General features: G+C 35.9%; 18 protein-coding genes. 6 read left to right on the forward strand and 12 right to left on the reverse strand.

The features are described from left to right. The first annotated feature begins 2 nt into the window (after positions 1-2). The 4 genes from PXC01_RS14905 to PXC01_RS14920 all read left to right on the forward strand — a co-directional run bounded on the left by PXC01_RS14905 (position 3) and on the right by PXC01_RS14920 (position 6,964). Positions 3-1,718 (forward strand): carbamoyltransferase family protein, encoded by a 1,716-nt coding sequence (locus PXC01_RS14905; protein WP_276473086.1) that lies wholly within the window; start codon positions 3-5, stop codon positions 1,716-1,718. 21 nt (positions 1,719-1,739) lie between these two features. Continuing rightward, positions 1,740-2,717 (forward strand): MraY family glycosyltransferase, encoded by a 978-nt coding sequence (locus PXC01_RS14910; RefSeq protein ID WP_276473087.1) that lies wholly within the window; start codon positions 1,740-1,742, stop codon positions 2,715-2,717. A gap of 198 nt (positions 2,718-2,915) precedes the next feature. Beyond that, the gene (locus tag PXC01_RS14915; protein WP_276473088.1) at positions 2,916-6,290 is read left to right on the forward strand and encodes a PQQ-dependent sugar dehydrogenase; all 3,375 of its coding nucleotides are present in this window, start codon (positions 2,916-2,918) and stop codon (positions 6,288-6,290) included. Beyond that, positions 6,287-6,964, forward strand: coding sequence for a fibronectin type III domain-containing protein (locus PXC01_RS14920; protein ID WP_276473089.1), 678 nt, complete (start codon positions 6,287-6,289; stop codon positions 6,962-6,964). Before PXC01_RS14915 ends, PXC01_RS14920 begins: the two co-directional genes overlap by 4 nt. Before the next feature lie 117 nt (positions 6,965-7,081). Here PXC01_RS14920 and PXC01_RS14925 read toward each other — a convergent pair whose 3' ends face one another. The 9 genes from PXC01_RS14925 to PXC01_RS14965 all read right to left on the reverse strand — a co-directional run bounded on the left by PXC01_RS14925 (position 7,082) and on the right by PXC01_RS14965 (position 18,030). After that, positions 7,082-8,263 (reverse strand): OmpA family protein, encoded by a 1,182-nt coding sequence (locus tag PXC01_RS14925; RefSeq protein WP_276473090.1) that lies wholly within the window; start codon positions 8,261-8,263, stop codon positions 7,082-7,084. Between the two features lie 120 nt (positions 8,264-8,383). Further along, a complete protein-coding gene (locus PXC01_RS14930) occupies positions 8,384-8,860 on the reverse strand; it encodes a hypothetical protein (protein WP_276473205.1) in 477 nt (158 codons plus the stop codon). Further along, a complete protein-coding gene (gene bshA, locus PXC01_RS14935; protein ID WP_276473091.1) occupies positions 8,823-9,962 on the reverse strand; it encodes an N-acetyl-alpha-D-glucosaminyl L-malate synthase BshA in 1,140 nt (379 codons plus the stop codon). Before bshA ends, PXC01_RS14930 begins: the two co-directional genes overlap by 38 nt. Before the next feature lie 19 nt (positions 9,963-9,981). Next, on the reverse strand, positions 9,982-12,891 hold the full coding sequence (locus PXC01_RS14940) for a serine hydrolase domain-containing protein (protein WP_276473092.1): 2,910 nt from the start codon (positions 12,889-12,891) through the stop codon (positions 9,982-9,984). A gap of 94 nt (positions 12,892-12,985) precedes the next feature. Then, positions 12,986-13,468, reverse strand: a complete 483-nt coding sequence (locus PXC01_RS14945; RefSeq protein ID WP_276473093.1) for an ABC transporter ATPase — start codon at positions 13,466-13,468, stop codon at positions 12,986-12,988. A gap of 19 nt (positions 13,469-13,487) precedes the next feature. Continuing rightward, positions 13,488-14,279, reverse strand: coding sequence for a (Fe-S)-binding protein (locus tag PXC01_RS14950; RefSeq protein ID WP_276473094.1), 792 nt, complete (start codon positions 14,277-14,279; stop codon positions 13,488-13,490). An 8-nt stretch (positions 14,280-14,287) separates the two neighbouring features. After that, positions 14,288-15,613, reverse strand: coding sequence for a 4Fe-4S dicluster domain-containing protein (locus PXC01_RS14955; RefSeq protein ID WP_276473095.1), 1,326 nt, complete (start codon positions 15,611-15,613; stop codon positions 14,288-14,290). Positions 15,614-15,724: 111 nt separating this feature from the next. Then, the gene (locus PXC01_RS14960; protein WP_276473096.1) at positions 15,725-16,690 is read right to left on the reverse strand and encodes an MlaD family protein; all 966 of its coding nucleotides are present in this window, start codon (positions 16,688-16,690) and stop codon (positions 15,725-15,727) included. 47 nt (positions 16,691-16,737) lie between these two features. Then, entirely contained in the window at positions 16,738-18,030 is a 1,293-nt protein-coding gene (locus tag PXC01_RS14965) for an N-acetylmuramoyl-L-alanine amidase family protein (RefSeq protein ID WP_276473097.1), read from the reverse strand. A 179-nt stretch (positions 18,031-18,209) separates the two neighbouring features. On the opposite strand from PXC01_RS14965, the gene PXC01_RS14970 reads away from it, so the two are divergent. Both PXC01_RS14970 and PXC01_RS14975 read left to right on the forward strand, forming a co-directional pair. After that, the gene (locus PXC01_RS14970; protein WP_276473098.1) at positions 18,210-20,894 is read left to right on the forward strand and encodes a putative LPS assembly protein LptD; all 2,685 of its coding nucleotides are present in this window, start codon (positions 18,210-18,212) and stop codon (positions 20,892-20,894) included. Between the two features lie 17 nt (positions 20,895-20,911). Then, a complete protein-coding gene (locus PXC01_RS14975) occupies positions 20,912-21,292 on the forward strand; it encodes a RidA family protein (protein ID WP_276473099.1) in 381 nt (126 codons plus the stop codon). A 4-nt stretch (positions 21,293-21,296) separates the two neighbouring features. Here PXC01_RS14975 and PXC01_RS14980 read toward each other — a convergent pair whose 3' ends face one another. The 3 genes from PXC01_RS14980 to pfkA form a co-directional block, all read right to left on the reverse strand. Continuing rightward, positions 21,297-22,148, reverse strand: a complete 852-nt coding sequence (locus PXC01_RS14980; RefSeq protein WP_276473100.1) for an N-acetylglucosamine kinase — start codon at positions 22,146-22,148, stop codon at positions 21,297-21,299. A gap of 87 nt (positions 22,149-22,235) precedes the next feature. Then, positions 22,236-23,237: a type I glyceraldehyde-3-phosphate dehydrogenase gene (gene gap, locus PXC01_RS14985; RefSeq protein WP_276473101.1), complete on the reverse strand. Its 1,002-nt coding sequence runs from the start codon at positions 23,235-23,237 to the stop codon at positions 22,236-22,238. Positions 23,238-23,261: 24 nt separating this feature from the next. Beyond that, positions 23,262-24,248, reverse strand: coding sequence for a 6-phosphofructokinase (gene pfkA, locus PXC01_RS14990; RefSeq protein ID WP_276473102.1), 987 nt, complete (start codon positions 24,246-24,248; stop codon positions 23,262-23,264). Between the last annotated feature and the right edge of the window lie 153 nt (positions 24,249-24,401).

The raw sequence follows: 24,401 nt of genomic DNA on the forward strand, positions 1-24,401 counted from the left end.
TAATGATAATTTTAGGATTAAACACACACCACGCAGATTCTTCAGCAGCCATATTTGTTGATGGTAAATTAATTGCCGCTACAGAAGAAGAGCGTTTTACAAGAATAAAACATTGGGCCGGCTTTCCTGCCGAGGCCATTAAGTTTTGTTTGAAAGAGGCCAATACTACCTTAGAGGAGGTAGATTATATAACCTTAGGTAGGGACCCTAAAGCTAAAATTGACAAGAAGGCCTTATATGCCCTTACCAATTTAAAGACCGGAACATCATTATTAAAAAACCGTTGGGAAAATAGAAAGGATATTTCTTCTATGGCCGAGCAATTTGAAAATGCATTTAATATTCCCCAAGATATTATCAATGCCAAATTAGTTAACGTAGAACATCATAGGGCACATTTAGCATCGGCATTTTTTGCTAGCCCGTATGAAGAATCTGCCATTATATCAATTGATGGATCAGGTGATTTTACAACTACAATGTTCGCTTATGGAAAAGGCAATAAAATTGAAGTATTAGATTCTATAGATTATCCGGTTTCATTAGGTTTTTTATATACGGCATTCACTCACTTTTTAGGTTTCCCGCATTATGGAGACGAATATAAAGTAATGGGTCTAGCACCATATGGCGAGCCAAAATATGTAGACAAGGTAAAGAAGTTGATTAAATTCAAAGAAAAAGGTCTTTGGACTTGGAAAAAACAATATTTTGGAGAGATCAAAGCGTTGTATGAAAACAATCAACCTATAGTTGAGCCATTCTTCACCAAAAAATTCGAAGAGCTTTTTGGAACACCTAGAGGTTCAAAAGAAGAGTTAACGCAATATCATAAAGATTTGGCGAAGTCCGTTCAAACAGCTACTGAAGATGTAATTTTCCATATGGCAAACCATTTGCAAAAAGCTACGGGCAGTAAAAATATTTGTATTGCAGGTGGGGTTGCCCAAAACTCTGTTGCAAACGGAAAAATAATTGCAAATACGGATTTTGATAACCTATATATACCTTCAGCAGGTCATGATGCCGGTATATCAATGGGATCGGCACTATACCATTACAATCAAACTTTAGACTTTCCAAGAGCCGGAGAGCAAAAATCTGCTTCAACAGGTTCTCATTTCAATAATGATGAAATAGAAGCATATTTAAAAAGCAAAGGTGTTTCGTATAAAAAAATGGAAGATGCAGAATTGTATGATTACATTTCAGATAAGCTAATTGTACCTTCTGTAGTAGGCTGGTATCAAGGTAGGGCAGAATTTGGTCCAAGAGCATTAGGTAACAGATCTATTATTGCCGATCCGCGAAATGAGAAAGCAAAAGAATTATTGAACCTTAAAATAAAACGTAGAGAAAGTTTTAGACCTTTTGCTCCGTCTATTTTAAAGGAATATGTGGGTGAGTATTTTGAATATGATTCAAATGTGCCTTTCATGGAAAAAGTTTTTCCTATTAAAAAAGAAAAACATAAAGAAATACCCGCTGTTACACATGTTGATGGTACAGGTAGATTACAAAGTGTAGATAAAGAGGTTTCACCAAGATATTACAACTTAATAGAAGCCTTTAGACAGAAGACAGGTGTTCCTATTCTTCTTAATACATCGTTCAACGAAAATGAGCCAATAGTAAACACGCCAGCTGAAGCCTACGCTTGTTTTGAAAGAACGGCTATGGATGTTTTGGTTATGGAAAATATCGTAGTAGAAAGATAACATTCAACCACAAGAAAATAAATGAGTTCAATTACTCTTTTTGTAATCACATTTTTAATTCTATTTTTCTGCGCCTATTTATACATTAAAATAGCGCAAAAATTTGGGATTGAAGATGTGCCCAATCATAGAAGTTCACATACGCTAAATACTATTAGAGGGGGCGGTATACTTTTCGTAATATCCTTATTCATTTATTTTTTTACGCAATCCCTACCACTACCCTATTTATTTGCCGCAATATTTTTAGTTGCCTTTATAAGTTTTGTAGATGATCTAAAAACTCTTGGTACACTAAGCAGATTGGGGGCACAGATAATTGCTGTTATTTTAGTTTTTTATCAACTAAACCTTTTTGACAATGCTATTTTCTGGATATTGCCATTACTAATTTTCTGTCTTGGAATTATAAATATCTATAATTTCATGGACGGCATAAACGGTATTACAGGCTTTTATTCCTTAGCTGGGTTATTTTCCGTTTTGGTATTGAACTACTCATTTAATCTAATTGACTATCAAATTTTAGTTTTTGGAATTTTAGGAATCTTGGTTTTTGGCTTCTTTAATTTCAGGAAAAAAGCCATTTTCTTTGCAGGCGATATTGGTAGTATTTCTATTGGAGTTTTTATCACCTTCTTACTATTGCTATTCTCTTTTAATTTGAATACGCCCCTACCATTTATGTTCATTGCCGTTTATTTGGTTGATGGAGGTGTTACCATTATTTCTAGATTAATAAAAAAGGAGAATATTCTTAAACCACACAAAAGTCATCTTTATCAAAACCTTGTACATTTAAGATCCGTTAATCACTTGACCGTTGCTGGTGGTTACGCTATAACACAGATTTTAGTTAACACCATTGTGCTATTGGTAATACACGAAAGTTTAAGTCTACAATTACTTACGGCCGTACCATTAGTTTTGGTATTAATAGTAGTTCACATTTTTTTAAATAAAAAAATGAAACCTAGTTTTATAGAACAAAACACATAATTTACTAATCATAACTACTTTAAAAGTCCTATTTCATTAGCATATTTTTTAGTATGCTATAACAGTTTTTTTTGACCGCTTCGGTTAAATTGATTCTTTAAATTCAATTATTTATTACTTTCGCATAGCTTATTGATAATCATAAACTAAGCTGTAGTTTTAATTAGTGATTTTAATATCAATACCCCCGAATATTTCATGGTTAATCACAAGCACTTTTTATTTTTTATTTTCTGTTTGGTATTCTTGTTCGCTCATAGCCAAGAATTATCTTATAAGGAGGCTTTCCCGAACATTTCATTCAATTTCCCTACTGAAATCCAAGCTAGTGTGGACGGTACCAATCGTATGTTCGTCGTTGAGCAGCCAGGTTTCATAAAAGTTTTTCCAAATAAAGAAGATGTAACCACCCAAGAACTGGTTACATTTTTAGATATTTCATCTAATGTAGCGTATAGCTCCGGCCAGGAAATAGGACTTTTAGGTCTAGCTTTTCACCCCAATTATGCTACTAACGGTTATATTTTTGTTTACTATATTGATCAACCCAGTAATTACAGAATTAATATTGCGCGTTATACCGTAGATAGTTCCAATCCTAATTTGATCGATTCTTCATCTAGAACAATTATTGCACAATACACCAAAAATCAATCAGACTCCAACCATAATGGCGGCAAAATTGCTTTTGGTCCTGATGGTTACTTATATATTTCTATTGGTGATGGCGGGGGTGGTGGCGACCCGCAAGGAAATGGACAAAATTTAAACACAGTTTTTGGTAGCTTACTTAGAATTGATATTGATTTAGACGGAAACAACCCAATTGAATCAAACCCAGAATTACCTAATGGCAATTATGAAATACCAAGTGACAACCCAAGAGTGGGCCTATCAGGATTAGATGAAATTTATGCTTGGGGAATAAGGAATACATGGAAATTTTCTTTTGACCCTACCGGTAACCTGTGGGGAGCGGACGTAGGTCAAAATTCCTATGAGGAAATTAATATTATTACCAAAGGCGGCAACTATGGCTGGAATAAGTTTGAAGCCAATACAGAACCTAGCTATGGAAGTGAAACCTTACTTGCCACATCACCTGATATTAAGCCTATTTTCTTCTATGACCACAATGCATCTGACCTTTCCATAACCGGCGGCTATACCTACTATGGTTCCTTAACTAGCAACAGTATAAAAAATAAATATATTTATGGCGACTATGTTTCAGGGCGTGTGTGGGCTCTTGAATATAATCCATTGAACGGCGCCATATCCAATGAACTACTTTTTAAAACCAATGGAGAGTTCATTTCCTCATTTGGTGAAGATGAAGCTGGTGAGTTATATTTCTCCGATTACGGAGAAAATGTAAAAATTTTTAAAATTACGGAAACTGTAACCGGTCCCGTGACAACACCTGTAAATGGAATTGGTGAATGGAAATCACTATCCTCAGGAACAAATGGAATTGTAGAAACTATTACAACTTCTTCAAATAACTTAAGTTACATAGCAGGTTCATTCTCTAGTGCCGGGGGAATAAATGTATCCAATTTGGCCACTTTAAGTACAAACGAACAATGGGCCACATTGGGTGTCGCTGTAGAAGGAACTATATTAACTACTGCAATGGCAACGGACGGGACATTATATATAGCCGGGGATTTTACAACAGTAAATGGTATTGAAGCCAATAATATAGCAAAATGGAACGGTAGCACTTGGTCATCTTTGAGTTCCGGAACCAACGGTCAAGTTTCTACAATAGATTTTAATGAAGATGGAGTTTTGTTCGTTGGCGGTGTATTTACTACTGCTGGTGACTTAAATGCCAATAATATAGCAAAATGGGAAAATGAAACCTGGAGCCTGCTTACAGATGATACCACTACTATTTCAGGAGTTAATAATGAAGTAAGATCCATTCATATAGAAGACAACGGTCAGGTTTATGTGGGTGGTAATTTTGACACTGCCGGTGGTATTGCCGCAAATAGAATCGCTCTATGGAACGGTACTAATTGGTCTGCCCTGGGATCTGGCACCAGCGGATTTGTACAAGCAATAGAATCTATAGGTAATTATTTATATGTTGGAGGCAACTTTGCCATTGCCGGGGACAAAACAGTAAATAGAATAGCCAGATTTGATAAAAACAGTAATACATGGCAAGCTATGGGAACAGGGGTAAGTGGAAACATAAATGCTATTACCCATAGTGGCCCGTATATTTATGTAGGAGGTACATTTGATACTGCAAGTGATAATGGATCTATTGATAAAGTAATGAACAATATTGCCCGCTGGAGCGAACAAAGTGGTTGGGAAGCTTTAGGAACAGATACCAATGTAGGTGTAAATACCAGAGTAAACACCTTACAATTTATAAAGGATGAAACCCAGCTTCTAGTTGGCGGTAACTTTGATGTAGCGGGAAATGTGAACGCCAACAATATTTCTATATGGGCAGAAGTTTTTTGTACTGATGAAAACGTAATTCCAGAATATTTCATAAATGGTAGCTGGGATAGTAGCAGTGACAACTTAACGATTACTGAAGGTGAGGATATTACCTTAAGCATTTTACCCAACAATACCCCTTTTTCAATCACCCTTCCCGGGGGCGATATTGTTGAAAATGATTATTTAATAGAAAACGTAAGCCAAGCACAGGCTGGTACTTACACCTTTACTACGGTAGAAGGATGTACCAGAAATTTTACATTGATCATTGATACTATTAGTATTGATGATGACGATGATGATGGCGACGGAGTATTGAATTCTGATGATAATTGCCCTAATACACCCAACGGAGAAGTTGTGGATGAAAATGGATGCATAGCTGCTTCATACCCTAACAATCAGTTTAAGATAACTTCTACCGGTACTTCTTGTATTGGTTCCGAAAACGGCTCAGTTTTAATAGAATCCATAACTACTGAAGAATTTTCGGCAACTATTACCGGTGAGGGCGTAAATAGTACAATACCCTTCACCCAAACCCTATCTATAAAAGATTTAGCGAACGGGGATTATAATTTATGCATATCCCCTATCAATTCTTCAAATTATCAAACATGTTCTAAAATAGTCATAACCGAGCCTGTACCCTTGAATGTATTTTTAGATTTTAATGCTCTAACAAATGAAGCCAATATTCATATGAATGGTGCAGAAGAATATACCGTTCAAGTTAACGGTAAAAGTTTTCAAACTAAAGAATCTCAAATTACCCTGCCACTTAATGAAGACATCAACAATATTAGCGTTAGTACTGGTCAACTTTGCCAAGGCAAATATGAAGAAACTATATATTTAGGAAATACGCCAATAATCTATCCCAACCCTGTGGGCAACATACTGTCAATTGATTTAAAATCTCTTACAATAGATAAGCTTGAAATAGCTATTTTTACCGAAGCGGGAGTTTTACTACATTCTAGCAATCTTAAAGTTGAACAATCTATTATTAAAATAAATACCAGCTATTTAAGTTCGGGCATTTATTTTTTAAAATTGAAGAATGATGGTTTTAATAAATCCTTCAAACTAATAAAACAGTGAAAAGAAGCGGATTTTTAGTTTTTCTATTTTTATTAATTCAGTCATGCGGTGTAGATTCAGATGTTCTGGAATACGCCAATGACGAAATAAACATTACGCTTATTTTTCCCGAAAATGATTCTGAATGCACAGAAGGCGTTATCGTTTCCGAAACACAGAGCGAACTAGTTTTTAAATGGGAAGATAACGATGACAATGGTCCGTACACCGTTCATTTAACAAACCTCTTAAGTTCACAAACTGAATTAATTGCAAGTAATGACACAAATATTGCTATTGTATTAGACAGAGGTGTCGCCTATTCTTGGTTCGTGACAGGTAACATCAATAGTTCTAGTGAGGTCTGGAATTTTTACAATGAAGGACCCGGGTTAGAATCTACTATACCGTATCCTGCCACGGCAATATCACCAGTTAGTGGTGCTACAATATCACAAACGAGTACAACTGTCAATTTAATTTGGGCGTCAGAAGACCCTGATAATGATATTATTTCTTACGATTTATTTTTTGGAGAAGTGAAAGACCCTGAACTCTATGGAACAGATCTTACCGAAACTAGATTCAATGACATTCCGGTTGAGGCTGGTAAAGTTTACTATTGGAAAGTTGTAACTAAAGATAGTGTAGGAAATGAATCAACTTCTGAAGTTTTTAATTTTAGCGTAGGATAAGAGGAGAGAAACTTAAGTTAAAACATAAGAAAAAAGTACTCTTGCTTAATTTAACATAAACAAAAAAGCCCGATAAATGGATAAACATTTATCGAGCTTTTCTTATAAAATAACCTTTTAGAATTCTTGAATAATAAACTCTGATCGTCTGTTTACCGCATGTTTCTCTTCTGGACAATACGTATCGTCGTTACAATCATTAAGTAACATAGACTCACCATAGGCTTCGGTTGTCAGTTTTTCTTCTGAAACACCTTTAGATATTAAATATTCCTTTGTTTTATCTACTCTACGTTGAGATAACCAATCATTATATTTGGATGTTCCTCGAGAATCTGTATGTGAGGTTATCTTTAGTTTTAAAGTAGGTATCTCGATCAATACATCTGCTAAAGATTCCAACACTTTTTTAGAAGATGAATTTAGATAAGATGAATTCAGATCAAAATAAACATAACCTAAATCTTCAATTTTAGATTTAATTTCTGCTTTACGCTTATTTATTTCATCAATTTTTGCTTTCTCGGCAGCAGCCAAGGCATCTGCTTCTTTTTGTTTCTTAAGTCTTTCTGCCAGTAAAGCTTCGTCTTTTAAACGGTTAACCTCATTAATAGAATCTGTTTGTCGTTGTTTCTCTTTGGCAATGGCCGCCAATAGTTCCAACTTCTCTTCTCCGCGTTTAGAAAGACCTTTTTCAATTCCAAATTGATAAACGGCACCTGCTGCATACTGTAAGTGATTTGAAACACCTTCACTCTCACTCATAGCCCATTTACCGGTGGCATTTAAATCTAAGCCCCATCTATCTGAAAACCATGTTCTAAAACCTACAATAGCATTATAGGTTCCCCTACCTCTATTATTGGCGTCCGTATAACCGGCACCGATACCAACATAAGGATCAAACCAGCCTGTTTCACCGATTATTTTGTTCAAATCATACGTTATTCTTCCATCAATGCCGTAATAACTAATATTTTCAGTTAAAATTTCTCCATCAACATTTTTGCCCTCTTTATATTGGTTATACGTACCAATTGCTTCTAAGCCCAGACCACTTTTAAAATAACGACCTATACTTACTCTAGATGGATAAGGAACAAGATTCCATTCATCCGTAAAATTTAAAAGTTCATCAAAAACATTACCTGAATCATCAACGGCATTTAAGCCTACGCCAAAAATCCAAGAGCTTTGAACAATGCTATCCTTTGCCGTAATTTGTAGTTCATCTTGGGCAAAAGATAAAGATGAAAGCATAAAAAAGACTAAAAAACTGTAAATAGAAGTAGTTTTCATAATATATAATTTGGGGTGACAAAACGTAAAATTAATTGTATACAAGGTCCTTAGCAAATTATTACCGTATACAGCAATTAAAATCGTCCGATAGTTGAATGTAGAAGAATTATCGACTAATTACTTTTCTATTTTTAAACTTTTTGCGCTTAGCGGTAGCTTATAGATGCTAAAAGGGCTGACCACTAGCTTACTTTCGTCTTTAGAAGTCTTAGACTTAAGTTTACGTATCCCTAAAAACTCATCATCTTCGTTTAACGTTAAATTAGCGTAGTTTGATGCTGAATTATCTCCGCACCAAATTAAAATCATTTCAGAATTAAAATCTACTTCTGGAGGTGTTAATCCCGGTTTTCTAGTGCGATTTATTTTGCCATAAAAAGCATTTAACTCTTTCTGACTTTTTATAAGAATATATTCTTCTTTTTCAAAGCCGCTATAATTTTCATTTAAAAGAAGTTCCATTTCCTTATTATTAGATTCCTGTAAACTGTGTTGGGCCGTTGTTTTACAAGAATTTAATTGAAGTATTATGACCAATAAAAGACAAATAGAATATTTAAACATTTTTGAATCTTCCGTTATAAGCTCTCTCATAAACCTCTTCATATAAAGGCACAACTTTTTGAATATCAAAACGCTGAGCTTCTTTTAAAGCATTCAGCTTAAAGCGCTCTAAAACACTATCATTCTTTAAAATGGTAATTGCCTTGGCCGCCATATCATTAATATCGCCAACATCGCTTAAAAATCCGCTAACGCCCTCTGTATTTACTTCTGGGATACCGCCTGCGTTACTAGAAATAACCGGAACTTTATTTATCATAGCTTCTAAGGCTGCTAGTCCAAAACTTTCCGATTGTGATGGTAAGAGAAACAAATCAGAAAAACATAAAATCTTATCTATCTCATTACTATTACCTAGAAAAATCACTTTATCAGAAATACCCAATTCTTCACATAATCGCTCAGCACCAGCCTTTTCAGGACCTTCACCAACCATTATCAATTTTGAAGGTATCTCTAATTGAATTTTACTGAAAATCTTTATAACATCAGGTATACGTTTTACCTTTCTAAAATTACTAATATGTGTTACAATACGCTCTTCTTCTGTAGCCATGTTAGATCGTTGACAATCAGTAAAAGTAGTGCTGTATTTTTTTGCATCTATGAAATTGGGAATGACCTCAATATCACCCTGAATATCAAAAGTATCCAACGTTCCTTGTTTTAAACTGGCCGAAACAGAAGTTACCACATCAGATTGGTTGATGCTAAACGTAACTGCCGGTTTATAGAACGGGTGTTTACCTACCAAAGTAATATCAGTACCGTGCAACGTGGTAATCATAGGTACATAAATACCTTCTTCTTCTAACATCTTTTTCGCCATATATCCTGCATATGCATGAGGTATGGCATAGTGTACATGTAAAAGATCTATTTTATGAAGCTTTATCGTATCTACCAACTTACTTGACAATGCAAGTTCATAAGGTTGATAATGAAAGAGTGGATATTCCGGTACATGAACTTCATGAAAGAATATCTTGTTACTCAACAGTTCTAAACGAACGGGTTGTTTGTAAGTAATAAAATGAATCTCATGACCTCTGTTCGCCAATGCAATTCCTAATTCTGTTGCTACAACACCACTACCACCAAAAGTAGGGTAACATACTATTGCTATTTTCATTACAACAAAATTACCTTTTTTAATTCAGAATTGAATCGTAAATGGCTTGTTGAATTCTTGTTCTTAACCCAGATTTAACTAAAAGCGTGTTAGATGCGGAAGGATATGTTCTATTCGATAAAAATACATACACAATTTCTTCTTCTGGATCTGCCCAAGTATAGGTACCGGTAAAACCACTGTGACCAAAACTTTTTCTAGATACACAACCACAAGTAGGACCGCTATGTTGCAACTGAGGTTTATCAAAACCTACACCCCTACGAACATTATTATCACAAAAATAACAGGTGTTGAATTTTTTAACAGTTCTAGAATCAAAAAACTTAGTGCCGCCATAATAACCGTCTTGAAGATACATCTGCATAATTTTAGCAATATCATTGGCATTACTAAAAAGGCCCGCATGACCGCCAACACCGGCTTGCATTGCCGCTCCCATATCATGCACGTAACCTTGTACGGTACCGTATCTATAATAATTGTCCTCTTCTGAAGGTACGATCATAGCTTTATTAAACTTCTCTAGTGGGTTATATGTAGTACGGTTTGCCCCTATTCTTTTATAAAGAAAATTACTGGTTAAGTCGTCTAACCTTTGACCGTAGCTTTCTTCTACGACCTTTTTCATCACATAATAAGGTACATCACTGTAACGATATCTATTAGACTTTAGATCTTGCCTACCAATTCTATTATAAATGGAATCTTTGTAGGCATCTGCCAAATAAAGATTATCATACACTTTTGTTGAAAAACCAGGCAGCGGCCTGTTTCTATAAAATTCACCTGAGGGTTTTTTATTTTCGTCTAGCGTATTAATGTAAAAAGGTATCCAAGCAGGCAAACGACCATAGTGGGAAAGTGCTTTTAAAACGGTCACATTTTTAATTTCGGTATTTGAGTAATTTGGAACCAACTCTTCAAAAGTATTGTTTAAACCTATTCTACCCTCTTCTTCCATTTTCATTACCATGGGCAGGGTTGCCAATATTTTTGTCAATGATGCAAGATCATATAGGTAATCATTGGTTATCTTTTCTTTACTATCATAGGTAGGTTTACCAAAACTTTTCTGGTAGATGACCTTTCCCTTTCTTGCTACTAAGACCTGAGCACCCGGAAACATTAAACTATCCAAACCATGGCTCATTAATTCATCAATCTCTTTAAGTCCTTTTGAGCTCATACCAACACGTTCAGGTATGCTATAGCCCAATCTACTTAAAGATTTTACTTGAGCACCGGTATTCACAGGAAATTCCTCATGTGCAGAAACAGGCAATTTACCCGTAGCACTGACGGCTCCGAACAAAACCTCTGCAGTTTTCTCTTGAGCTATCTCACTGTTTTGGTAAGACATGACCACGCCATCGATCATATCATAAGACTTGATATCGGTTAAAGCATAAGGTTTGGCAAACACGCAAAGTATTAAGTTTGAAGTACGCTCGTTACCTATTGCTTGTAACCAGTTTAATTCTTTAGTAGAAAATTTATATGATTTCCATGGACTGTCATTACTTTTGTGGTGCCCCACAATAACCAAATTAAAATCTTTTAATTTAGCTTTTAGAGTATTGATATCATTCGCTTCAACTACGGTAACATCTGCATAATTCCTTAAGCCTTTTACAAATGCTCCATTATCAGAATCACCCATTTTAACGTAAGCAATTTTCTTATTGTCAAGGTTTTTAATGGACAATATATCTAACTTATTCCTTACAACCGTAATCGCATTTTCAATAGCCTGCTCATAAATAATATCATCTTCAAGGCTATTTAAGTCTTCGTAAAGATTGTTCAAACCAATAGGCCTATACTTATTTAACCCTGCTTTGTATTTTGCCATTAAAATCTTTTTGACGGAATATGCCAATCGCTCTTCGGTCAACTTACCCTTGTCATAAGCTTTTGCCAATTTTTCCTTAGCACTAACTATATTCTCCGGCATTAACAACATATCATTACCTGCCATAAACGCATCTAACTCAACACTACCATCTTTACCTTTTGTAGAAACCCCTTTCATATTCAGGGCATCTGTAAAAATTAATCCTTTATACCCCAATTGTTCTTTTAAAATGCCAGATATTATTTGTTCTGATAATGAAGAAGGCAGTCCCTTTTTCATTTCAAGCGCAGGCACCTCTAAATGAGCCACCATAATACTACTTAAGCCAGAATTTATTAATTTTTTAAATGGGTAAAGTTCCAGACTATCCAGCCTTTTCCTAGAAAACGGTATTACCGGTAAATTGTGGTGAGAATCTACTTCTGTATCGCCATGGCCGGGAAAATGTTTACCGTTGGCCAAAACCCCGGCGCGCTCCATGCCTTTTGCAAAAGCGGTACCTTTTGCAACCACATTATCCCTATCTTCCCCAAAGGAACGATTACCTATAATTGGATTTTTAGGATTAGTATTAATATCCAAATCAGGAGCAAAATTAATATGCACTCCCAAGCGATTTGCATGTTTGCCTATTTGATAGCCCACTTTTTCTACAATAGAATTGTCTTGAATAGCACCCAAGGTCATATTCCAAGGAAAAGCATATGTAGAGTCTAATCGCATATAGAGCCCCCATTCCGCATCCATACCTATGAGTAATGGAATCTTAGCAGCCGCTTGATAATCATTGGTAAGTTTTGCCTGTCTTACAGGTCCGCCCTTAGAAAATATTACCCCGCCTAAATGCTCTTTTACTATTAAGTTCTTGATTATATCTGTTGCTTGCTTACTTTGATTAGAAGCTACGCTTACCATAAATAGCTGACCTAATTTTTGATCAAGGCTCATTTTAGCGTACTGAGCATCTACCCATCTCTGTTGATCGGTACTGTCTTTAGTTACTAAAGGGTTTTGAGCCAATGCAACAGAACAGCAAAACAACCCATAAATAAGAATAAAAATATAGCGCATAAAAAAATATGTACTGAGATAACTATTATGGATTGAAATTATTGCATTTCATCGATAAAACCCAATAAATTCCGACAGTTAAGAAGAAATTATGTTAAAGAAAACGAGCATGCCAGCTCTCGGACGCAGGTACTTCCCAGTGCTGCAAATACTCCCCTTTATTGGCAACCAAATTGTTAAATACGATTGTGTTTTTTGAAATCGCTTTTTGTTTCGCCATAGCCTTAAAATCAACTAAGCTTTTATAAGCTACAAATTCACCCTGTTTATAGGATACATTCATCTTGTCCAGCAACAAGACATCGTACTTCTTTTCCAATGCCTGAATAAAATGCACAGATGCATCTATTGAACAGCCTGTAGCACCTTGTAATGTTTGGTCTAGGGCTATGATAATAAATCGTTTATATTTAATCTCGTAACCTGCTTTTAAATCATTGCCATGCGCTGTCCAAGTAGTTAAAAAAGTTTTTAAATCTGCTTCAATTTCATCCATTTCCTTCTCAGAAAACGATCGATTACATTGGTATATCCAAACTCTTGCAGTCTCAGGTAACGTATTAAATTCTACTAGCAAATTTTACTTTTTTTTTAAATTATAGATCTTCGGCGGCCGCAATCATTTCGGCAATATCCATTACTGCAATATCTGCTTCCTTTTCTTTGTTCTTAACACCATCTGTCATCATGGTATTACAAAATGGGCAACCTGCAGCTATTATCTCCGGTTTAGTCTCTAAAGCTTGTTCTGTACGTTCTATATTAACATCCTTATCCCCCTTTTCAGGTTCCTTGAACATTTGCGCTCCACCTGCTCCACAACAAAGACCTCTTTGCTTACAGCTTTTCATCTCAATAAGCTCGGCATCTAATTTTCTTATTAAGTCCCTAGGCGCTTCATATACTCCATTTGCCCTACCCAAATAGCACGGGTCATGAAAAGTAATACGCTTTCCTTTAAAAGATCCACCTTCCATAGAAATTCTACCTTCAGACAATAGGTCTTTTAGAAACTGTGTATGGTGAACCACTTCATAGTTGCCGCCCAAGCCCGGATATTCATTTTTTATGGTATTGAAACAGTGAGGACATGCCGTAACTATTTTCTTTATTTCATAAGCATTTAAAACCTCTATATTGGTCACTGCCTGCATTTGAAACAGAAACTCGTTACCTGCGCGTTTTGCAGGATCACCCGTACAACTCTCTTCTGTACCTAATACAGCAAAAGAAACATTGGCCTTGTTCAAAATTTTCACAAAAGCTTTCGTTATTTTCTTTGCCCTATCATCAAAACTACCAGCACAACCTACCCAAAACAACACTTCAGGTACAGTTCCCGACGCAAAAAATTCTGCCATTGTAGGCACTTTTAATTCACTTGCCATATCTATCTTTAAGATTCTTTACTCCAATTTAAACGGTCCATTTGGTTAAATGGCCAAGGTGCTCCATTATTCTCAATATTACCCATCATGTTATTTAAATCTGTAGGAGCTGCAGATTGTTCCATGACCAAATACTGTCTCATATCCATAATTATAGAAAGAGGATCAATACTTATAGGACAAGCCTGTACACATGCATTACAAGATGTACATGCCCACAATTCTTCGGGGGTTATATAGTCGTTCAATAATTGCTTACCGTCATCTTTAAACTCACCGTTGTTTGCATCGATATTCTTACCAACTTCTTCTAGTCGGTCACGCGTATCCATCATAATTTTACGAGGAGATAATTTTTTCCCGGTTTGATTTGCCGGGCACTCACTGGTACAACGCCCACATTCCGTACATGTGTAAGCATTAAGGAGTTGAACCCAACTTAAGTCTTGCACATCAGAAGCACCAAACTTATCTGGAACGGCAGCATCTTCAGCAGGTTCAGCATAAGGATCGGCATCTGGATCCATCATCATTTTAACCTCATCTGTCACGGACTGTAAGTTTTTGAACTGTCCCTTAGGTGTCAACTTACCATAATATGTGTTTGGAAATGCAAGTAAAATATGCAAATGTTTTGAGTAATAAAGGTAGTTCAGGAAAAATAGAATTCCAGCAATATGCAACCACCAAGCAGCTCTTTCCAACAAAACCAAACTTGAAATGGACATACCTTCAAAAACAGGAGCTATCATACTACTAATTGGAAATGCACCAGCCTGAACATAATGCGCTGCGCCCATTTGTTGCAATTGATAATCAGCACCGTTCATGGTTAAAAAAAGTATCATTAACACCAATTCTATATAAAGAATAAGGTTACCATCATTTTTTGGCCAGCCTTCCATCTCCGGTTTAAAAAATCGTTTTAGTTTAATAACGTTTCTCCTGGTCCAAAATAGTACTACCGCTATTATTACAAGTAATGCAAGTATTTCAAAAGAACCGATAAGGAAGTCATAAACAGGTCCTAACACGGCAAACATTCTATGTGTGCCAAAAATACCATCCAAAATAATCTCTAATACTTCTATATTAATGATTACGAAACCAACATAGACGATAATATGTAAGGCACCGGCAATAGGCCTTACTACCATTTTTGATTGCCCAAGGGCTATCATGGCCATGTTTTTCCACCGCTGTGGCTTATTGTCCGTTAAAGATTCTTCTTTTCCTAAAAAAATATTCCTCTTCAATTTTGAAACATTCTTCACGAAAAAACCAATACCTGCGATAAGCAGTATTACAAAAATTACATTTGGGAGATATTGCATATAATTTAGTCTTCTTTACTCGATAATCGAGATTTTAATGCCTCCGACAGTTGTGTCGAAGTAATAATTATGTATTTAATTCAATTTCTCGCAGACACGCCACGATGTTCTTTAGTTTTCTATAGCATTTGTTGCTGGATCATTTTCTGGCAACTCATACTCTTTCTGCTTTTTACCAAAAACAGAAACATTAACATACCTTTTGGGGTTTAAACGAAAATCTTGCAACAGTAAATCTAACTCACGTGATGCATTATTTAGGTTATCATACAGTTCCTTATCGTTCATAAGCAATCCAAGTGAGCCATCACCATTTTCTATTTTTGCCGTAACCTGATCCAAACTAGCCATAGTAGATTCCAAACTAGCCAGGGTTCTACCTAATCCTGCCGAGTTTAATGAATCTGAAAGCTTTGCAAAATTAGCGGTCAACTGCTCAAAATTCTCAAAAGAATTATTCAATTTATCCTTATTTACATCTAAAACAGAATTTAACTGAGTAGCACTACCGTTAAGACTGGTAATTAATGTATTTAGACCTCCAACAACCTCTTTCAATTCTTTTTTAGTTTTTTCATCCAAAACAGAATTAACATTGACCAAAACAGAATCTGCATCAGATATGGCAGATTCAACCTTACGTACCAACGGATTTAGTTTTTGCTGTGCCAAGTCAGTAATACCCGGTCTTGTTTCTGTAGGCAACGTATCTCCAGATTGTGCCAAAGCTTCATCAAAAATTGGTTTAATTTGCAAGCCCTTACCACCAATAATACCAGTATCATAAAGCTCAACCGTACTGTTTCTAGAAAATTTGAATTCATTGCCAACCGTAAACGTTACCAATAAATTTCCTTTCTCATCTAAAAATTTAATATCATTGACCTTACCTACACTAAAGCCGTTTATAGAAACTGTTGTACCAGATTGTAAGCCACCAACATTAGGATAGATAGCAAAAAAGGTTTTACTATTATCAAAAATAGGGGTAGACTTCAAATAGCTGAACCCCATGATGAACAATAGTAGGCCACCAATAACGATAATTCCTGTTTTTAATTCTCTAGATAGTTTCAAGCAAATTTATTTTAAGTCCTCTCAAAATTATGAATAAAATTTACACTTTATGGTCTAAAATTAGAAACCTCGTCAATTGCGTTTTGAATTGGAATTCTCTCTCCTAGCTTATAAGCGACAATATAAGCAGTTTTATACCCTTTTTCCTGAGCTTGGTTCTGCATCATTTTTGCCTCTCTATATGACCTTGTCTCTCCATACATATAACGATATAAATTTTTATACGGCTCCTGAGATAAGTTAGACAATCCTTTAAAATTAATTGAATTAAGCGGAACATTCTTACTGCTTGCCATCAATTGAATCTTGAAAACAATGGAATTTGCGACTTCTTTGTCATCTATTGCTTCTTTTACCTTCACAACCGGCACTTCCACCACTTCATCTACGGTTTCTTTTTCAAGTGTAGCTACAACCTCCTTTGGCTCATCAATTTTGGAAACAACTTCCGTGATCGGCTCAACAATAGCTTCTTTTTTCTCTTCTACCTTTTCAACAACTTCTTCTTTAACAGGAGGCACAGTAGGTTTTGTAACTATTGGTGCTACATTTGATGAGGCTGGCTGAACACCTTCCTTGTAATGTAAAATTGCCTTAGCTATGGCATCTCCCATTTCATTCTGGCCTTTTGTAGAATTTAAATAGGCACCTTCATCTTTATTGGTCAAAAATCCTGTTTCAACCAGAACACTTGGCATAAAAGTTTGATGCAATACTATAAAGCCTGCCTGTTTTACCTTTCTGTCCGTTCTTTTAAGTTTCTTGGAGAAATTTTCTTGAATCATTGAAGCCAATGCAACACTTTGATCTAAAAATTCTTCTTGCATTATGGTTAGCCCTATAACGGATTCAGGTGAATTAATGTCATAATCGGCATATCTGTTCTCATAATTATCCTCTAAGTAGATTACCGAGTTTTCTTTCTTGGCAATTTCAAAATTTTGTTTGTTGGCATGTAGACCTAATACAAAAGTACCAGCACCATGGGCATCTGAGGTATGAGAATCACAATGCACAGATACAAAAAGGTCCGCATTGGCTTTATTTGCAACTTCACCCCTTACATATAAATCTATAAAAGTATCGTCCTTTCGTGTGTAAATAACTTTTATATCCTTGTTCTTTGAAAGAATTTCACCCACTTTTAAAACAATGTTCAAGGCTATTTTTTTCTCTAGATAGCCATTACCTAAATTACCGGGGTCGTGCCCACCATGTCCTGCATCAAGAACAACTATAAATGGATCATCTGATTGAATTTCTTCGCCAGGACCCTTAAAAGACAGAAGTAATAACGCTGTGGTTAAAACTAAAGAAATGCTAAAGAGTTTAATTTTCATAAGTATTAGGGATTTTATCGCCCTTATAATGGTTAAATTTATTGTAAGACCCTACATACAGATTAAAAAATATATGTAAGTTTGACATCTCAAATAACGGCTCATTGGACCGCCAAACCTTTACAAAAATAGGATATATAGCCTTGCAATCAAACAAACAATACTTACTTTTCCTATTCATGGTTGTTGTCTGTGGTTTTTTTGCCATCGGTCAAGAAGGAAAAATCACTCCGCTCAATATTAAAGCTGAAAGAGATACAATAATAGCGCCATTATTTCCGCCAAGCGCTATAAAAGACTCTATAGCAAACGATTCCCTAGCTGCAGATTCATTGAACCGAAAGCCCCCTTTACTATTGGACAAGATAACGTACAAAGCCAAAGATTACGTAAAATTAAGTCAAAAAGAAAATAAGATATACCTCTATAACGAAGCAGAAATCTACTATCAAGATACAGAATTAAAGGCCGGTATCATTATAATGGATTATATAAAAAACGAAGTCTATGCCGGTAGAATGGTAGATTCTTTGGGCAATTATACGCAATTACCTTATTTTAAACAGGGGGAAAACATTGTAATACCAGATTCTATTCGATTTAATTTCGATACACAAAAAGCATTGATCTGGAATTCCCGAACGGAACAACAGGCAGCTGCCGGTGCCTTGGGCAGTGATGCAATGAAGGTTTATGCAGAAATTACCAAAAAAGAAAATGACTCGGTTTATTTTTTAAGCGAAGGAAAACTTACCACATCAACGGATACTATAAATCCAGATTATTATATAAGGGTCAGAAAGGCAAAATTTGTACCTAAGAAAAAAGTAATTGCCGGTTTCAGCAATTTATATATTGCAGATGTACCTACGCCTATTGCCATGCCGTTTGCTTATTTTCCACTTTCTCAGGGCAGATCGGCAGGGGTGTTGATGCCTTCGTTCGGTAATGACCCCAATACAGGTTATTTCCTTCAGGATATGGGATACTATGTTCCGTTGGGCGACTATGCAGATATAACCCTATCCGGAGATTTTTATACCAATGGCAGTTATGCCTTTAGAACAGCATCTATTTATACCAAACGATATAAATACAGGGGTAATGTCAACTTAAGGTTCGAGAACCAGGTAACCAGTCAAAAAGGATTTAGTGATTATAGCCTATCCAGAAATTACAACATTCAATTTTCGCATTCGCAGGATACAAAATCCAGTCCCAATTCAAGATTCTCGGCATCTGTAAACCTGGGTAGTAGTGAATATTATAGAAATTCCCTGCAACAACGAAATTTACCTAACACGCAAAACAACACTTTATCATCATCCATATCATATTCTAAAACGTTCCCCAATTACCCATCGGTGAACATGAGTTTAACCGCTACCCATTCCCAGCTTACCTCGGCAACGGCAACAGAGTCGGACACAGACAATATAACCATGACCTTACCCACCTTTCAGGCAAGTGTAGAGCGTATATATCCCTTTGTAAAACGAGATGGAATAAAAAAAGGGATTATAGACAACATCAACTTTCAATATAACGTAAACGCACAGAACAGGTTGACCACGAACGACGAAGATTTTTTGACCACAAAAATGTTCGATAATGCCCGTGCAGGAGTAAGCCATAGTATACCGGTAGCCACAAATTTTAAAGTAGCAAAATTTTTTAGTGTAAGTATGGGCGGAAGTTATGAAGATGTTTGGGCACTGGAAACCTATAACAGAAGTTATGACAATGAACTGGAAGAAGTTGTCATTGATACCGTAAGTGGTTTTGACAGGTACAACACCTATAATTTTAGCGCCAGTGTAGGTACTACTCTGTACGGAACGTTTAATTTTGGAGAAGACAAAAAGATTCAAGCGATCAGGCACACCATGAGACCATCTTTAAGCTATGGTTACGCCCCTTCTTTTGAACAGTTTTATGATGAGTATTTAATAGGAGATGATGTTGAAGTTCAATATAGCCGTTTTCAAGGTACACTGAACGGTGCACCGTCCTTAGGAAAATCTAATAATTTAAGCTTTTCTTTGGCCAACACACTAGAAGCAAAGGTTAGGGACAAAGATTCCACTAAGGTTGAACCTAAAAAAATATCCCTATTAAGCAATTTCAATATTTCAAGTGGATATAATTTTGAATCGGATTCATTAAAACTGAATCCGCTTAGTATAAACGGAGGTACCAATATACTTGACAACAAAATGTCCATTAACTTTTCTGCAGGGCTTGACCCCTATGCCATTGACAACAATGGAAGAAGAATTGATACTTGGAATATCGATAACGGCGGAAGCTTGTTTAGACTTACAAGGGCAAATGCGAATATATCATACGCCATAAGCAGCGAAATGTTCGGCAAAAAAGACGATAAAAATAGGGACGAAGAAGAAGAGTTAGACCCTTTCGATTATGTGGCACAAAGTGGTGGTAGAGAGGACGACCTATTTGGTAGGGCAGATGACTTTAACGCTAATCCCGTAAGAAGAGACGAAAAAGATGCAGATGTAGAAAACCCCATTTTTGGAACAAAAATTCCTTGGAACTTTAGATTGGCATACTCGGCCAACTATAGCAATTCTGCAAGACAAAGTGAATTTAGCAGTCATTCACTTATGTTCTCCGGAGATATTGAATTAGCACCAAGATGGTCTGTTGGCGGCTCATCCGGTTACGATTTTAAAAACCAAGGTTTTACCCTTACCCAACTTCGTTTTCAAAGAGATCTGAAAAGTTTTACCATGCGCTTTAATTGGACGCCTTTTGGAACCTATAAAAGATGGTATTTCTTTATAGGTATAGATTCATCTATACTTAAAGATCTTAAGTGGGAAAACCGAAGTCAAAACTAACTCTAAATTTAGCTAGAATGAAGAAAATAATAAATACCGAAAACGCTCCAGCTCCTATTGGACCTTACAATCAGGCAACATTAAGTAACGGAACATTATATATATCAGGACAGATACCCTTAGACCCCAAAACAGGAGAATTGGTTTCTGGAGATATTAAGCTTGAAACAAAACAATCTATGGAAAATTTAAAGGCCATTTTAACCGAAGCTGAAATGACCTTTGAAAATGTTGTTAAGTCCTCGATCTTCCTTAGTGACATGAATCAATTTACGGAAGTTAACGAGGTATATGCTTCTTACTTTAATGCTGATACCGCACCAGCAAGAGAAACCTTAGAAGTTGCAAACTTACCTAAGTTTGTAAATGTTGAAATTTCTATGATTGCCGTAAAATAATGGTTTACATATTCGCTTTATGAAATTCCACAAGACCTTCTATAGGTTTTTGTCGAATTACACCCACTATTAAATCGTTTCTTAAAAGTACGGAAGTCAATTCTTCTCTTAAGTAATACGCAACACTTCCTACAAAATTAATAGGCACTTTTGTAGCAAGCTCAAACTGCATTACATAATTATTTATGAATTGCTGAAAGCCTTTATCTATAACTCCTTTAGAATACGGGTGATCTTTATTTTCGATCAAGAAACGGGCAAAGGTTGCCAAATACGTATTTGGATTGGGCTGCTTATACAAATTTTCCTTTATAACATCTGGATCCAAATCATGTTGTTTCGCAAATTTATGTGCCAAATCTGCCGGCATTTTATGAAAATAGTAGTCACGTATCAACTTACGCCCAAAAAAGTTTCCACTTCCGTCATCCATAGGTATGTAACCCAATGAGGTCACTTTTTGAAATAATTGGTTACCATCATAGTAACTACAATTAGAACCTGTACCTAAAATACAGACAATACCTTGATGGCCAACTTTAGTCGTTGCAAAAATAGCCGCATACGTATCTTCTTTTACATCTGCTTTTGCATTAGGAAAAAAGTCTTTAAAAATAGCTTTTAAGAAAGACTTCATACGATCGGTTCCACAACCTGCACCGTAAAAATAAAGATGGGTTACCTTTTCTCTATTTTTAGAGATTTCAAAATTATTCGCTAAACGATCTTCAATAACATCTTTTGTCAATACTTCCGGACTTAAGCCTAAAGTTTGTGTTAAAAAAAGTTGTTCGCCATTTTCGTCCAATGCAATCCAATCAGACTTAGTTGCACCACTATCTACTATTAAAATCATATACCGAATGTCTTTAAAAAATAATCCTGAAAATAAGGAAAAACCGCCTCATTTTCAGGATATATCTATGTTATACTAAAATGAAGGTTATAAGGTATTTACGTGTTGCATAAGGTCTACCATTTTATTGGAAAAACCAGCTTCGTTATCATACCATGAAATCAACTTAAAGAAACCTGGGTTCAACTCAATACAAGCACCTGCATCAAAAATACTAGTTCTTGGATCACCAATAAAATCTTGAGAAACAACACTTTCTTCAGTATACCCCAACACACCTTTTAATTCACCTTCAGAAGCTGCTTTAAAAGCCTTTTTAATTTCATCTAAAGATGTTTCCTTTTTAACTTTTACGGTCAAATCTACCACAGATACATCTGCAGTTGGCACTCTAAAGGCCATACCTGTAAGTTTTCCTTTTAACGAAGGAATAACTTTGGTCACGGCAACAGCTGCACCTGTAGATGCAGGTATAATGTTCAACATAGCACTTCTACCACCTCTCCAATCTTTCTTAGAAGGTCCGTCAACAGTCATTTGTGTAGCAGTAGTTGCGTGTACCGTTGTCATTAAAGCTTCTTCTATACCAAAGTTATCATTAACAACTTTAGCCAATGGCGCTAAACAGTTTGTAGTACAAGAAGCATTGGAAACTATAGTATCAGTTGCTTTTACATCTTTGTGGTTTACACCAACTACGAACATTGGAGCATCTTTAGAAGGAGCAGAAATAACTACTTTTTTAGCACCACCATCAATATGGTATTGAGCCGTTTCCAAGGTTGTAAAAATACCTGTACATTCTGCAACGGTGTCCGCACCAACAGCATCCCACTTAATATTTTTAGGATCTCTTTCTGCTGTAATACGCACTGTCTTACCATTTACGATCAATTGACCATCTTCAACCTCAACAGTACCATCGAATTTACCGTGAACTGAATCGTACTTTAATAAGTAAGCCAAGTGCTCAACATCTAACAAGTCGTTGATAGCAACTACATCAACATCACCACGTTTAATAGTAGTTCTGAACACTAATCTACCTATTCTACCGAAACCGTTAATCCCTATTTTCAAATTTGACATTTTCTCTATTTTTAATTTTTAATATTATGTAGTCATTATTTCCGAAACTCGTATAAGCTCCTTATCAATTTTTGTATGCCCTTTAATCGCCTTATTGATAGGCGTTAATGTTAATTTATTGTCTTGAATACCCACCATTAAATTGGTCTTGCCTTCCAATAATGCCTCTACGGCCTTGACCCCCATTCTACTGGCTAGAACACGGTCATAACAAGAAGGTGCACCACCACGCTGCATATGCCCTAATACGGAGACACGAACATCATATATAGGTAAGTGTTCTTCAACATATTCCTTTAGTTCAAAAACGTTTTTACCAGACTTATCTCCCTCCGCAACAATTACGATACTTGACGACTTACCAGATTCCTTACTTCTTTTTAAAGACTCCAGCAACCTGTCCAATCCTAAGTTTTCTTCCGGAATCAAAATTTCCTCAGCTCCTGCACCAACGCCAGCGTTAAGGGCAATATGCCCAACATCCCTACCCATTACCTCTACGAAGAACAGTCTGTTATGAGAACTTGCCGTATCCCTAATTTTATCGATACACTCTACAACAGTATTCAATGCCGTATCAAAACCTAACGTAAACGTGGTACCGAAAATATCATTATCAATAGTACCGGGAATACCGATTACCGGAAAATTATATTCCCTGTTGAAAATCATGGCACCTGTAAAGCTACCATCACCACCAATAACCACAAACGCGTCAATACCCGCCTTAACAAGCTGATCATGAGCTGTTTTACGACCTTCCGGAGTCCTGAAATCATCGCAACGGGCAGATTTCAAAATGGTTCCTCCCTTATTAATAATGTTATTTACGCTACGTGCGTCCATGGGTTTAAAATCCCCCTCTATCATACCTTGGTACCCTCTATAGACCGCAACGCAATCTACCTTCATGTAGGCACACGTACGAACAACTGATCTTATGGCGGCGTTCATACCTGGTGAATCACCTCCTGAAGTCAGTACTGCTATTTTTTTTATTTCTGAAGACATGGAAAAATTTAAGCCAACGAAATTAAGAAATCTAAGTCTAAATAGGAATAAAACTCAGTCGCATTTTAAGAAAAAATCAACGAAAAGGATTTCGCTTTAACATATTCATAATCAAATTATTAAAATTTGTTATTTATTTACAAAAGTAGAAGA

Source organism: Maribacter huludaoensis, from assembly GCF_029350945.1.
In the GTDB taxonomy this organism is placed as follows: Bacteria; Bacteroidota; Bacteroidia; order Flavobacteriales; family Flavobacteriaceae; genus Maribacter; species Maribacter huludaoensis.

Excerpts from the sequence above, each read along its gene's own strand:
- PXC01_RS14905 (WP_276473086.1), top strand. The coding sequence starts at position 3 with ATGATAATTTTAGGATTAAACACACACCACGCAGATTCTTCAGCAGCC.
- PXC01_RS14910 (WP_276473087.1), top strand. The coding sequence starts at position 1,740 with ATGAGTTCAATTACTCTTTTTGTAATCACATTTTTAATTCTATTTTTC.
- PXC01_RS14915 (WP_276473088.1), top strand. The coding sequence starts at position 2,916 with ATGGTTAATCACAAGCACTTTTTATTTTTTATTTTCTGTTTGGTATTC.
- PXC01_RS14925 (WP_276473090.1), bottom strand. The coding sequence starts at position 8,263 with ATGAAAACTACTTCTATTTACAGTTTTTTAGTCTTTTTTATGCTTTCA.
- PXC01_RS14930 (WP_276473205.1), bottom strand. The coding sequence starts at position 8,860 with ATGAGAGAGCTTATAACGGAAGATTCAAAAATGTTTAAATATTCTATT.
- bshA (WP_276473091.1), bottom strand. The coding sequence starts at position 9,962 with ATGAAAATAGCAATAGTATGTTACCCTACTTTTGGTGGTAGTGGTGTT.
- PXC01_RS14940 (WP_276473092.1), bottom strand. The coding sequence starts at position 12,891 with ATGCGCTATATTTTTATTCTTATTTATGGGTTGTTTTGCTGTTCTGTT.
- PXC01_RS14950 (WP_276473094.1), bottom strand. The coding sequence starts at position 14,279 with ATGGCAAGTGAATTAAAAGTGCCTACAATGGCAGAATTTTTTGCGTCG.
- PXC01_RS14955 (WP_276473095.1), bottom strand. The coding sequence starts at position 15,613 with ATGCAATATCTCCCAAATGTAATTTTTGTAATACTGCTTATCGCAGGT.
- PXC01_RS14965 (WP_276473097.1), bottom strand. The coding sequence starts at position 18,030 with ATGAAAATTAAACTCTTTAGCATTTCTTTAGTTTTAACCACAGCGTTA.
- PXC01_RS14970 (WP_276473098.1), top strand. The coding sequence starts at position 18,210 with ATGGTTGTTGTCTGTGGTTTTTTTGCCATCGGTCAAGAAGGAAAAATC.
- PXC01_RS14975 (WP_276473099.1), top strand. The coding sequence starts at position 20,912 with ATGAAGAAAATAATAAATACCGAAAACGCTCCAGCTCCTATTGGACCT.
- PXC01_RS14980 (WP_276473100.1), bottom strand. The coding sequence starts at position 22,148 with ATGATTTTAATAGTAGATAGTGGTGCAACTAAGTCTGATTGGATTGCA.
- gap (WP_276473101.1), bottom strand. The coding sequence starts at position 23,237 with ATGTCAAATTTGAAAATAGGGATTAACGGTTTCGGTAGAATAGGTAGA.
- pfkA (WP_276473102.1), bottom strand. The coding sequence starts at position 24,248 with ATGTCTTCAGAAATAAAAAAAATAGCAGTACTGACTTCAGGAGGTGAT.